This window comes from Pasteurella dagmatis (assembly GCF_900186835.1).
GTDB classification, from domain to species: Bacteria; Pseudomonadota; Gammaproteobacteria; order Enterobacterales; family Pasteurellaceae; genus Pasteurella; species Pasteurella dagmatis.
Window position 1 is genome coordinate 616,982 of sequence record NZ_LT906448.1, and the last position, 12,359, is coordinate 629,340.

11 protein-coding genes are annotated in these 12,359 nt (G+C 37.9%); 9 read left to right on the plus strand and 2 right to left on the minus strand.

The window, feature by feature from the left end:
• Window positions 1–33: 33 nt before the first annotated feature.
• The 6 genes from CKV78_RS02950 to CKV78_RS02975 all read left to right on the plus strand — a co-directional run bounded on the left by CKV78_RS02950 (window position 34) and on the right by CKV78_RS02975 (window position 7,933).
• Entirely contained in the window at window positions 34–1,089 is a 1,056-nt protein-coding gene (locus CKV78_RS02950; protein ID WP_005761984.1) for a CYTH domain-containing protein, read from the plus strand.
• Between the two features lie 2 nt (window positions 1,090–1,091).
• Window positions 1,092–2,471: a DNA repair protein RadA gene (gene radA / locus CKV78_RS02955; RefSeq protein WP_005761985.1), complete on the plus strand. Its 1,380-nt coding sequence runs from the start codon at window positions 1,092–1,094 to the stop codon at window positions 2,469–2,471.
• A 186-nt stretch (window positions 2,472–2,657) separates the two neighbouring features.
• The gene (gene lrp / locus CKV78_RS02960; protein WP_005761986.1) at window positions 2,658–3,137 is read left to right on the plus strand and encodes a leucine-responsive transcriptional regulator Lrp; all 480 of its coding nucleotides are present in this window, start codon (window positions 2,658–2,660) and stop codon (window positions 3,135–3,137) included.
• 4 nt (window positions 3,138–3,141) lie between these two features.
• The gene (locus CKV78_RS02965; RefSeq protein WP_005761987.1) at window positions 3,142–5,952 is read left to right on the plus strand and encodes a DNA translocase FtsK; all 2,811 of its coding nucleotides are present in this window, start codon (window positions 3,142–3,144) and stop codon (window positions 5,950–5,952) included.
• Between the two features lie 10 nt (window positions 5,953–5,962).
• Entirely contained in the window at window positions 5,963–6,580 is a 618-nt protein-coding gene (gene lolA, locus CKV78_RS02970; RefSeq protein WP_005761989.1) for an outer membrane lipoprotein chaperone LolA, read from the plus strand.
• Between the two features lie 12 nt (window positions 6,581–6,592).
• Window positions 6,593–7,933: a replication-associated recombination protein A gene (locus tag CKV78_RS02975; protein WP_005761990.1), complete on the plus strand. Its 1,341-nt coding sequence runs from the start codon at window positions 6,593–6,595 to the stop codon at window positions 7,931–7,933.
• A 93-nt stretch (window positions 7,934–8,026) separates the two neighbouring features.
• On the opposite strand, the gene CKV78_RS02980 is transcribed toward CKV78_RS02975, so the two are convergent.
• Window positions 8,027–8,854, minus strand: a complete 828-nt coding sequence (locus CKV78_RS02980) for a helix-turn-helix domain-containing protein (protein WP_005761991.1) — start codon at window positions 8,852–8,854, stop codon at window positions 8,027–8,029.
• A 114-nt stretch (window positions 8,855–8,968) separates the two neighbouring features.
• Here CKV78_RS02980 and CKV78_RS02985 point away from each other — a divergent pair, with 114 nt between their 5' ends.
• Window positions 8,969–9,805, plus strand: a complete 837-nt coding sequence (locus tag CKV78_RS02985) for a cysteine hydrolase (RefSeq protein ID WP_005761992.1) — start codon at window positions 8,969–8,971, stop codon at window positions 9,803–9,805.
• A gap of 210 nt (window positions 9,806–10,015) precedes the next feature.
• Here the strand turns inward: CKV78_RS02985 and CKV78_RS02990 are convergent, their stop codons facing one another.
• Entirely contained in the window at window positions 10,016–11,227 is a 1,212-nt protein-coding gene (locus CKV78_RS02990; RefSeq protein ID WP_032855114.1) for an aromatic amino acid transport family protein, read from the minus strand.
• A gap of 216 nt (window positions 11,228–11,443) precedes the next feature.
• Here CKV78_RS02990 and ribH point away from each other — a divergent pair, with 216 nt between their 5' ends.
• A complete protein-coding gene (gene ribH / locus CKV78_RS02995; protein ID WP_005761994.1) occupies window positions 11,444–11,917 on the plus strand; it encodes a 6,7-dimethyl-8-ribityllumazine synthase in 474 nt (157 codons plus the stop codon).
• A 5-nt stretch (window positions 11,918–11,922) separates the two neighbouring features.
• Window positions 11,923–12,357 carry a transcription antitermination factor NusB gene (gene nusB / locus CKV78_RS03000; RefSeq protein ID WP_005761995.1) on the plus strand — a complete coding sequence of 145 codons (435 nt, stop codon included), beginning with the start codon at window positions 11,923–11,925 and terminating at the stop codon, window positions 12,355–12,357.
• Window positions 12,358–12,359: the final 2 nt, after the last annotated feature.

Below are 12,359 nucleotides of genomic sequence, written 5' to 3' on the forward strand. Positions count from 1 at the left end.
AAATTATTTTATTGAAATAAAAGGATTTTTATTATGACTAACGAGATTGAATTAAAATTATCAGTCAGTCCCGATTTTGTAGATTTTTTAAGCCAAGAGATGACAAATTTTTCTGTTCTTTCTCACAAAAAGCAGTTCTTAGGTAACACTTATTACGACACTAAAGATCAATTTTTTTCCAACCTCAAAATGGGACTTCGTGTTCGTAAAGAAAGCGGCCTCCACACATTAACCTTAAAAACAGATGGCAAAGTACAAGCCGGTTTGCATATTCGCCCTGAATATAATGTGGAGTTAGTCGATGCTAAACCTGATTTAGACTTATTGGTAGAAAAGACAGGTTTGGACTTAGGGGATATTTCAGCGTTGAAACTCGAGCCGATTTTTAGCACCGATTTTGAACGCCAATCTTGGTTGGTTGAATGTGGCAACGGCACGGTGATTGAAGTCTCATTCGATTTAGGTGATATTCTTGTAGGTGAAAAAACAGAAAAAATCTGTGAAGTAGAATTTGAATTAAAAGCTGGTTCAACAGAAGATCTATTACGTTTTGTACACGGTTTCACATTAGAACAGGGTGTACGTTTGAGTTCAGTCTCCAAAGCAAAAAGAGGTTATATTTTAGCGAGTCCAAAAGGTCTTAAATCAGAAAATTGGATCGAAAAATGGCGTGATTTTTTGCATCAAGATCACCAAGATATTCATACAAAACTGACCGCACTTTTTGCCTTAGAACAAGATTTAATTGAAGAAACGTTTGCACTTGGTCTAGATTATTTTGAGCTAGATTTTCTACGTACCGTTGAGCGTATTGGCGCATTTTTCAATCTTTATCATTATTATACTGATAACGCTAAATTACTGCAGGATGTTTTCCAACAATCAATGGTGCAGTTATTAGATGAGCAAGATCTACTTGAATTAATCGAACAGCATCAAATTTTATTCAGTGAAATTCGAGATATTATTCGTTTACACAGTGAAACAAAAAATAATAGATTAGCGTTGGAAAAACTGTTCCAACTTTTACAAACCGGGCAGTATGTCAGACGTATGTTAAACTTTATTTCTTTAACAATGAGTAATTAATTATGGCAAAAGCACCTAAAACTGCTTATGTATGTAATGACTGTGGCGCAGAATTTTCACGTTGGCAGGGGCAATGTGCGGCTTGTAAGGCGTGGAATACTATTAGTGAAGTTCGGTTAGTTTCTGCTAATAATATGCCAAAAGGTGATCGTTTTAGTGGCTATGCAGGTGAAACTCGTGCCAAAATCCAAACGCTTTCTGAAATTAGCTTGCAAGAAACTCCTCGCTTTTCAAGTGGATTTAATGAGCTTGATCGTGTGCTAGGTGGAGGCGTTGTACCGGGAAGTGCAATCTTAATTGGTGGTCATCCGGGAGCGGGTAAAAGTACCTTGTTATTACAAGTAATGTGTGGTTTAGCAAAAAGCATGACCGCACTTTATGTGACAGGGGAAGAATCATTACAACAAGTGGCAATGCGTGCAAAACGTTTGGGTTTGCCAGCGGATAAGCTCAATATGTTATCTGAAACGTCAGTTGAGCAAATTTGTAACCTTGCGGATCAACTTAAACCACAGATTATTGTCATCGACTCTATTCAAGTAATGCATTTAGCGGATATTCAATCTTCACCGGGAAGCGTAGCGCAAGTACGTGAATGCGCATCATTTTTAACACGTTATGCCAAAACTCGCCAAGTAGCGATTATTATGGTAGGACACGTAACAAAAGACGGCACGCTTGCAGGCCCGAAAGTGTTAGAGCATTGTATCGACTGTTCGATCTTATTAGAAGGCGAGTCTGACTCACGCTATCGCACCTTGCGTAGTCATAAAAACCGTTTTGGCGCGGTGAATGAGTTAGGGGTATTTGCAATGACAGAACAAGGCTTGCGTGAAGTGAAAAATCCATCTGCGATATTTTTAAGCCGTGGCGAAGAGCAAACCGCAGGCAGCTCAGTCATGGTGATTTGGGAAGGTACTCGTCCGCTGTTAGTCGAGATTCAAGCCTTGGTGGATCATTCAATGCTAGCTAATCCTCGTCGTGTTGCGGTGGGCTTAGAGCAAAATCGCTTGGCGTTATTATTAGCGGTTTTACACCGTCACGGTGGATTGCAAATGTCTGATCAAGATGTATTTGTAAATGTAGTTGGTGGAGTTAAAGTCACGGAGACCAGTGCAGATCTTGCTTTATTGCTCGCTTTAATTTCTAGTTTTCGCAACCGACCATTGCCGCAAGATTTAGTGGTATTTGGCGAGGTGGGGCTAGCAGGTGAAATTCGCCCAGTACCTAGTGGTCAAGAGCGTATTAGTGAAGCAGCTAAACATGGTTTTAAACGAGCAATAGTGCCTTATGCAAATCGTCCTAAAAGTGCGGTGCAAAATATGGAAGTTTTCACAGTGAAAAAGTTAGCAGATGCTTTAGCAATCTTAGATAACTTCTAGTTCTTCACCTTCAATTTAGTAGCAAAAAGTGAAAAGACAGGTAAATGCGATGTTTACCTGTTATTTTTTTATAAATAAAGCAGATAAGAGAGATTTCTGCTAACTAAAACAAATTAAATTTTGAAAAATGGTGTACAATTGGTTAATCTCACTACTATTTTGTGGCATTCATCATAGCGAGGAAGTATGGAAAAAAAATTAATGAAAGCGCTTGATAGCATTGATATCAAAATTTTAAATGAATTGCAGCGTAACGGAAAAATTTCCAATATTGATTTGTCAAAGAAAGTAGGTTTGTCGCCGACTCCTTGTTTAGAGCGCGTGAAGCGTTTAGAAAAGCAAGGTGTAATTATGGGCTATCGTGCATTACTTAATCCAGAATTACTTGACTCACCATTATTAGTGATTGTGGAGATTACCTTGATTCGTGGCAAACCAGACGTATTTGAAGAATTTAATTTAGCTGTTCAACAGCTAGATGAAATTCAAGAGTGTCATTTAGTTTCTGGTGATTTTGACTATTTACTCAAAACTCGTGTGGCTGATATGGCTGCCTATCGTAAACTATTAGGAACCACCTTATTACGCTTGCCCGGTGTGAATGACACACGTACTTATGTCGTAATGGAAGAAGTAAAACAAACGAATTTTTTACAATTGAAGTAAGCCAATGATTAAACGCATTTCTGAAAAATTTACGCCTAAACAGTATATTTTCAAATTTTTCGCAATTTTGACCGCACTTTTAGGTTTATATCTATTAGTTGCGTGGTCAAGCTATTCGCCTTTAGATAATTCTTGGGTGTCTTCAGCTTCTCATCAACAAACTATAAATAAAGCGGGTCCATTTGGTGCTTGGATAATCGATCTTTTCTTTGTTTTATTCGGTTATGTGGGGCATTTATTTCCATTTATGATTTTTATTTTGCCACTTGCTTGGTTACGTAAAAAATCAGAAATGGAATTCAGTTGGGCAAAATTTGCTTTACGTTTTTTAGGACTATCGATATTTTTATCCGGTACATGCGTCTTATTTACCTTACTTTTTTCCCATAACCCTTATTATTTGTCTGGTGGTGTATTAGGTGGCAGTATTGTTACCGCATTATTTTCGTTACTTGATTTTGTGGGATTAATGCTCTCAGGCTTTGTATTTGCAGTGGTTGGTTTTGTATTGTGTTCAGGTTCCTCGTTAATCCAATGGCTTGTGAAAGCCTATTATTGGTTAACAATGCAAAATGAAGAAAAATCTCAGCAAGAAGAAAGCAAAGAAAATCAAGAAGAAAGCACAACAGAACAAATTGAATTCGAGCTTGGTTCAGAAGTGGCTACGGAAAACATTGAGTCTCAAAAAGTTGTGGCAAATGCAGAAACGCCAATGCAACCAATAATCACAAAACCTGTTGAGGCTACAGTGAGATCTGAACCATTAATTAATATTGAAGGTTTAGAACGATTAGATTCACAAAAAAATAGTGTAGAAAGTTCGACGAACCAGTTTGATGATGTAAATGCAGTTCAATTAGGTGGTTATGTTGCAGGTCAAGAAGAACAACTGCCAACAGTAAGTATGGTGGCACCGCCAAGTTTGCATGATGAACTGGCAACTTCGCCAGAATGGAAAAATACTCGTTTATCTGCAATTGAAGAATTACCAATAGAAACACAAACAGTCAACTTACAAGATGACTTGGCACCAATTCCGACAGTCTCGCTTTCACCGTTAGCCGAAAAAACACAATCAGAAATGACCGCACTTGAGTCGGAAGATAATGAAATCGAAAGTGATCTTGCTCGTCAGTTTGCGTTACAAGAACAACAACGTCTTAATGAAATGGCAATGCGAGCAAAAGAGTTAGATGCAGAAGAAGTGTTAGATCATATTTTAGATAAAAATGATGAAAAAACTGTACAATCGTCAATCTATAAACCTTATGGTGATTCGTTGATTCACCCAGCTTTACAACAGCAAGTAACGATAAAAGCCAAACCAACAACACCAATGCCAAGTTTGGATTTATTGGAGCATCGTCCAGCACAAGCACACCGTGTGACACAAGAGGAAATTCGTGAGACCTCACAGCGTATTGAACACCAATTACGTAATTTTAACGTGAAAGCCACAGTAAAAGGTGTGCTTGTTGGCCCAGTAGTTACTCGCTATGAACTTGAATTACAACCAGGTGTCAAAGCAGCAAGAGTAACCGGTATCGATACAGATTTAGCGCGTGCGTTAATGTTCCGTTCTATTCGTGTTGCAGAAGTGATTCCCGGTAAGCCTTACATTGGTATTGAAACACCAAATGATCATCGTCAAATGGTGACTTTACGTGAGGTGTTGGATAGTGATGAGTTCCGTCAATCTAAATCCTTGCTTTCAATGGCGTTAGGTAAAGATATTAGTGGGCATCCAGTAGTAGTAGATTTAGCCAAAATGCCTCATTTATTGGTGGCAGGCTCAACTGGTTCGGGAAAATCTGTTGGTGTGAACACAATGATTTTAAGTTTGCTTTTCAGAGTTAAACCTGAAGAAGTGAAATTTATTATGATTGACCCGAAAGTCGTTGAATTGTCTATTTATAATGGTATACCACATTTATTGACAGAAGTTGTGACTGATATGAAAAAGGCTGCTAATGCACTGCGTTGGTGTGTAGATGAAATGGAGCGTCGTTATCAACTGTTATCTGTATTGCGTATGCGCAATATTGAAGGTTATAACGAAAAAATCGACGAATACGAAGCGCTCAATATGCCTATCCCAAACCCGTTATGGCGACCGGGTGACACAATGGATGCGTTACCGCCACCATTGGAAAAACTCAGTTATATTGTTGTTGTTGTCGATGAGTTTGCGGATTTAATGATGGTTGCTGGTAAACAAGTAGAAGAGTTGATTGCACGTTTAGCGCAAAAAGCACGTGCGATTGGTATTCACTTGATTTTAGCAACACAACGACCATCAGTGGACGTAATCACTGGCTTAATTAAAGCGAATATTCCAAGCCGCATTGCATTTACCGTAGCAAGTAAAATCGACTCTCGTACGATCTTAGATCAAGTGGGCGCAGAGGCCTTACTTGGTCGAGGTGATATGCTGTATTCTGGTGCAGGCAGTTCAGATTTAGTGCGTGTACATGGTGCATTTATGAGTGATGATGAAGTGGCACGTGTTGTAGATGATTGGAAAGCTCGGGGCAAACCAAATTATATTGAAAGTATTTTGGATGGCAGTGAAGAAGACGAAAATGAGAGTTCACGTTCTGTTAGTGATTCAGATGAACTTGATGATTTATTTGATGAAGTGTCAGCGTTTGTGATTGATACAGGAATTACGTCAATTTCAAGTATTCAACGAAAATTCAAAGTAGGTTTTAACCGTGCAGCGCGCATTATGGAACAATTAGAAGAGCAAGGTATTGTTTCTTCTATGCAAAATGGTAAACGAGATGTCTTAGCAAGACGTTCTTCAGATTTTTAGGAAAGCAAATATGAAAAAAATGTTAGTAAAAAGCACCGCACTTTTTATTGCAACATTTAGCACATTCGCTTGGGCGGATGCTGCAAGTGAATTGCAAATGCGCTTAAGCAAAGTGGATGAGCTAAGTGCGACCTATACACAAACCGTAAGCAGTGTAGAGGGTAAAAAAGTGCAAGATGGTAGTGGTACATTGAAAATTAAACGTCCAAATTTATTCAGGATGGACAATCAAGTACCGCAAGAAACACAAATTATTTCAGATGGTAACACGTTGTGGTTCTACGATCCTTTCGTAGCGCAAGTGACTGCAAGCTGGGTAAAAGATGCTGTAAATAACACACCATTTGTGTTGTTGACTTCGAGTGATAAGAGCCATTGGGCACAATACGATGTGGAGCAAAAAGCGGATACTTTCGTGTTAAAACCAAAAGCGAAAAATAGCAATTTACGCCAGTTTGATATCCGTATCGACAGCGAAGGTGTGTTACGTCATTTCAGTACAATTGAAAAAGATGGTCAGTCGAATTTATATGTATTACGTAATATCACGAACCAGCCAATTGCGAACAGTTTATTTAAATTTAACCTACCAAAAGGCGTTGAGTTAGACGATCAACGTAAAAAATAGTGAGCTTTGAATATGTCTAACTTAAATTTTGACTTTGCAGAACAAGATTTTCGCCCTTTAGCGGCGAGAATGCGCCCGACTACATTAGCCCAATATTATGGTCAGTCGCATTTAATTGGTGAGGGCAAACCGTTACGCAAAGCGATTGAAGTGGGACATATTCACTCAATGATCTTTTGGGGACCGCCGGGAACGGGGAAAACGACTCTTGCAGAAATTATCGCTCAACGGATCAATGCCGAAGTGGAGCGTATTTCTGCAGTAACAAGTGGTGTAAAAGAAATTCGAGAGGCGATCGAACGAGCAAAGCAAAATCGTTTGTCTGATCGCCGAACTATTCTTTTTGTTGATGAAGTGCATCGTTTTAATAAAAGTCAGCAAGATGCCTTTTTACCGCATATCGAAGATGGCACCATCATTTTTATAGGTGCCACTACAGAAAATCCTTCTTTTGAATTAAACAGCGCTTTGCTTTCACGTGCGAGAGTTTATGTGCTGAAATCATTAACAATCACTGAAATCACCCAAGTCTTACGACAAGCCTTGCAAGATGAAGAGCGAGGATTAGGCAAAGAGAGGTTTTTTTTAGAAGAAAATTTGCTCGAAATGTTAGCAGAATATGTGAATGGTGATGCACGTTTAGCCTTAAACTGTTTAGAGCTAATGAGCGATATGGCAGAAGAACATGAAAACGGTAAAATTTTGAACCGCACTTTATTAAAAGAAGTGTTAGGGGAAAGACAGGCCCGTTTTGATAAACAAGGTGATCGTTTTTATGATCTGATTTCTGCATTGCATAAATCGGTACGAGGTTCTGCGCCAGATGCGGCTTTGTATTGGTATGCAAGAATTATCACAGCGGGTGGCGATCCTCTTTATGTGGCAAGACGTTTGTTAGCTATTGCTTCTGAAGATGTGGGGAACGCAGATCCACGAGCAATGCAGGTCGCATTAGCTGCTTGGGATTGTTTTACTCGAGTGGGTGCATCTGAAGGTGAAAGAGCGATTGCACAAGCGATTGTTTATCTGGCGGTTGCTCCGAAAAGCAATGCTGTTTATAACGCATTTAAACAGGCGAAAAAACACGCTCAAGAAGCCCCAGATTATGATGTGCCAGAACATTTACGCAATGCACCAAGCAAATTAATGAAAACATTGGGCTATGGTGCTGAATATCGTTATGCTCACGATGAAGAAAATGCTTATGCGGCAGGGGAGAGTTATTTCCCTGAGCCACTTAAAGAGACACAATATTATTTCCCAAGCAGTAGGGGAATGGAAATTAAGATCAAAGAGAAATTGGATTGGTTAAGAAATTTAGATGTACAAAGTCAGACTAAACGCTATGAATAAAAAATGAAATTTTTGACCGCACTTAATGTGCCAAAGAATGGGAGGAATATGCATTATCTCCCATTTTTGTTATTTATTGAATTAAAAGGCATTTTATTTTGTCTCTTTTTTATTTAGCTTCAACCAATCTGTAGGGGATTTACCGACAATCCGTAAAAAGGCTCTGGTCAGTGCTGCATTATGGCTATAGCCCACATCATCAGCAACTTGCGTAAGGGATTTTCCTTTTAATAGTAATGTTTGCGCTAATGTGATTCTCCAATGGGTTAAATATTCCATTGGTGATATACCTAAAATATTTTTGAAATAAACCGCAAATTTAGAACGCGACATCGCTGCTTTGGTCGCTAATTCATCTAATTTCCAGTTATATTCAGGTCGCTGGTGCATATCAAGTAGCACTGGAGCAAGATATTTATCAGTCAATCCTTTTAGTAAACCCGTCTTAAAATGGTTTTGTTTCAAACAGCATCGGATGACTTGTAGTGTGAGATAAGCTGATAAGTGATGAATAATGGCTTGAAAACCATATTCTTGAGATTCACTTTCTTGAAAAATTTGTGAAGCAATGACAGCTAAATCGGGTTGCTCACTAATATCTAATATCACAGTATCTTTAATTGTATTTGTAATTGGATTTAGGACACCACTACCAAAATCAAAACTAATACAGAAAATATCCAACTCATCACTTAGTGGATGGATATTATGCAATGTGTTAGAGGCAGAAAGAATAATGCAAGGTTTATCAATTCGTTTGGGCGGATGATTATGAATCTGTAATAAGAAACTCCCTTGGCGAATAAAATGTAGATAGCCTTTGTTTTCTTCTTGAAACTTTGCGATTTGACAGAGTTTACCGATAAAGAAGAGATCTGTACGAAAAGGAAAATAATGAAATAACTGACTTAATGCGTCCATTTGGATTCTCTGTTAATAATTTTGGATTTTGGGTTAAAACAAGGAATTTGGGTTTGAGTAATATAGCGCTGTCGGATATCGACGCATAGCAAAAAATTTATTAGGAGTATAATTATGACAGATAAAGTAATGAATGAACAGATTGATACAGAACGTCGTAATGCATTAGACAAAGGATCGCGTGTTGCAATGGCGGCCACTGTTTTAGGTGCAATGGGGATATCGAGTACTGCAAATGCGAAAGAAAATAAAGGGAAGAATAGTGCTTATGATGAGCCAAAACAGTATGGAATGCAAAGAAAAGGAATGCAAATTGATAAAAAACGTGTTGCATTAGTAGTTGTTGATCCACAAATTGATTTCTTAAGTCCTCAAGGTGTTACCTGGGGTGTAGTTGGGGAAAGTGTTACTGAAAATAACACTGTTGAAAACATTGAACGCTTATTTAAAGCAGCTAAGGCAGTGGATATGCCTGTTATTGTTTCTCCTCATTATTATTATCCAGCGGATCATAAGTGGGAATTTGGTGGTCCGGGTGAGCATTTTATGCACGATGTAGGTATGTTCTCTCGTAAGAGTGCTTACAGTATGGAAGGGTTTGAAGGCTCAGGTGCTGATTTTATGCCTGAATACAAACCTTATATTTTTGATGGTAAGACAGTTATTGCATCGCCACATAAAGTATTTGGTCCAGAAACGAATGATGTTGTTTTACAGTTAAGAAAGCTTAAAGTGGACCAAGTTATACTTGCGGGTATGTCTGCAAATCTATGTATTGAGTCTCACTTAAGAGAGCTCATTGAGCAGGGTTTTGAAGTTACTGTGGTTAAAGATGCAACCGCCGGACCTCGTTTACCAGAAGGGGATGGATATCTTGCTGCTTTAACTAACTTCCGTATTATCGCAAATGATTTATGGACAACAGATGAAGCCGTCAAAAAAATGGCATAATTTTATATGAGGTGATGTTGAGACAATCACCTCGAAACATATAACGATTCATATTTAACTCAAAGTACTTTTCTGATTTTCTCAAGTAAAGCAACAATGAGTTTTGCCGTCTTCAAAAGGATTTTGAAATTTTGCCACCATTATTGGTGGCTTTTCTATGACTAAAAAAGGCTTATACATTTTATATAAGCCTTTTTATTTAAAAAATAATTACCCAATCACTGTAGGCAAATAACCCGCTTTGATTAAGAATGGTACATTCATAATCAATAAACCGAGAATTAATGCACCTAATAATGTGATACTACCACCAATGACACGGTATGGTAAATCTGGATAAATTTTTCTTGCACGCCACGCCATACCAACAGGTAAAACAAGACCATAGAATGTGAACATTTGACCTGCATATCCTAACGCCATTACGAAACCTTCGGGATAGAATAACGCAAAAACGAGTGGAGGTAAGAATGTTAAGACACCTAAAGATATGCGATTTGCTTTAATTTTCACGCGTTTTAATAAGTCATATAGGCAGTCAAATAATGATAATGCTACGCCTAAGAATGAAGTAATTAATGCAAGTGTAAAGAATAAACGCATTGCAATACTAATGACAGAACTGTCTGTTGCTTGGTGTGTGGCGGTAATTAATCCGTTAAGCGTTGGATCAGAATTAATGATTTCCACAAATTGAGTTTGTGGGAACACACCGTGTGTTGCCATCTGCCAAATAATATAAGCGACTAATGGAATTGCTGTACCAGTAATAATTGCAATACGTAAACGGCGAATATCGCCATCCAAATAGCTATTAATACTTGGAATAATCACATGGAAACCAAATGATGTAAAAAATACAGGGCTTGCTGAAATAATCAAAAAGTCTTTTAATGGCATTGCCATCAAGTTTTCACTTTTTACCAAAGGTAGCATCATCAACAATACAAATAAAAATGCAATTAATTTGATGATGAATAAGAATCGAGTCAATAGGTCAACTGCACTTGTACTGATCACAATAAATATACCTAAGACAAGAGTGAAAAGTACAATAGAAATTTGAGTTGCATATTCCCCTAAGAAAGGCAGGATACTAGATAATAATGAACCACCGCCTGTGACGTATGCTGAAAGAATTGCATACATAAAAATTACTAGGGAAAATGTCGCTAAAATACGTCCAGGCAGACCAAAATATTGTTCAGCTAGAGTTGCGATTCCTGCATTTTTAGTTTCTGCTTTTTGATAGACTTCAACAAATAGCAATGCACTATAAGAAAGGAGTCCCCATAGGATAAAGAGAAGAATTAGGGTATAAGTGAACCCCATTTCTGCGGAAGTAAGGGGCATTGCTAACATACCAGCACCAATAGTGGTACCAGCAACTAATAATGCACTGCCGAAGGTTTTATTTTTCATAGATATCTCTCGAGTAAAAATAACAAGTAAGGTCAGCATTTTAACTGAAAAAAAATAAAATGTAATCATTTTATTACAGTTGTTATTTTTTTTTTACACTCTGTATTATTATGTTCACAACAGATCATAAACATAACTACTGATTGAATGAAAAAATTGTGTTAAAATTCGCAACCGATTTTATCCATTACTATTTTATTTAGATTAGGAAATAATATGAACGTATTAGAAGGTGCTGTTGCAGCCCCAAATGCAAAAATTGCAGTAGTAATTGCCCGCTTTAATAGCTTTATCAATGAAAGTTTATTAGAAGGTGCGTTAGATGCGTTAAAACGCATTGGTCAAATAAAAGATGAAAATATCACTTTAGTACGTGCGCCAGGTGCATATGAATTACCATTAGTTGCACGCCACTTAGCGGAAACTAAAAAGTATGATGCAATCGTGGCATTAGGTACAGTGATTCGTGGTGGTACCGCTCATTTTGAATATGTTGCGGGTGAAGCAAGTAGTGGTTTAGGTCAAGTTGCAATGAACGCTGAAATTCCAGTAGCATTTGGTGTATTAACCACCGAAAACATCGAACAAGCGATTGAACGTGCTGGCACTAAAGCAGGTAATAAAGGTGCGGAAGCTGCTTTAGTCGCTTTAGAAATGGTAAATTTATTAGCTCAAATTGATGCAGCGTAATTCAGATGGTAGAAGAAATAGTCGAGAAGAAAGTATCTCCACGTCGTCGTGCGAGAGAGTGTGCAGTTCAAGCGTTATATTCTTGGTATGTATCGCAAAATTCACCGGCAGAAATTGAGCTTGAGTTTGTTGCTGAACAAGATTTAAAAGGTGTTGATGTTCCTTATTTCCGTAAGTTATTCCGTCAAACTGTTGAAAATGTAGAAACAGTTGATGTTATTATGGCACCTTATTTAGATCGTGATGTAAATGAAGTCGATCCAATTGAAAAAGCGATCTTACGCCTTGCTGTTTATGAATTAAAATTTGAGCTTGATGTTCCGTACAAAGTTGTGATTAACGAAGCAATCGAAGTTACAAAAGTATTTGGCGCAGATGATAGCCACAAATATGTGAATGGTGTACTAGACAAAGTTGCACCAGCATTATCTCGTAAATAATT

Bases quoted from the DNA above. Each gene is read 5' to 3' on its own strand.
- CKV78_RS02950 (WP_005761984.1), top strand. From the start codon at position 34: ATGACTAACGAGATTGAATTAAAATTATCAGTCAGTCCCGATTTTGTA.
- radA (WP_005761985.1), top strand. From the start codon at position 1,092: ATGGCAAAAGCACCTAAAACTGCTTATGTATGTAATGACTGTGGCGCA.
- lrp (WP_005761986.1), top strand. From the start codon at position 2,658: ATGGAAAAAAAATTAATGAAAGCGCTTGATAGCATTGATATCAAAATT.
- CKV78_RS02965 (WP_005761987.1), top strand. From the start codon at position 3,142: ATGATTAAACGCATTTCTGAAAAATTTACGCCTAAACAGTATATTTTC.
- lolA (WP_005761989.1), top strand. From the start codon at position 5,963: ATGAAAAAAATGTTAGTAAAAAGCACCGCACTTTTTATTGCAACATTT.
- CKV78_RS02975 (WP_005761990.1), top strand. From the start codon at position 6,593: ATGTCTAACTTAAATTTTGACTTTGCAGAACAAGATTTTCGCCCTTTA.
- CKV78_RS02980 (WP_005761991.1), bottom strand. From the start codon at position 8,854: ATGGACGCATTAAGTCAGTTATTTCATTATTTTCCTTTTCGTACAGAT.
- CKV78_RS02985 (WP_005761992.1), top strand. From the start codon at position 8,969: ATGACAGATAAAGTAATGAATGAACAGATTGATACAGAACGTCGTAAT.
- CKV78_RS02990 (WP_032855114.1), bottom strand. From the start codon at position 11,227: ATGAAAAATAAAACCTTCGGCAGTGCATTATTAGTTGCTGGTACCACT.
- ribH (WP_005761994.1), top strand. From the start codon at position 11,444: ATGAACGTATTAGAAGGTGCTGTTGCAGCCCCAAATGCAAAAATTGCA.
- nusB (WP_005761995.1), top strand. From the start codon at position 11,923: ATGGTAGAAGAAATAGTCGAGAAGAAAGTATCTCCACGTCGTCGTGCG.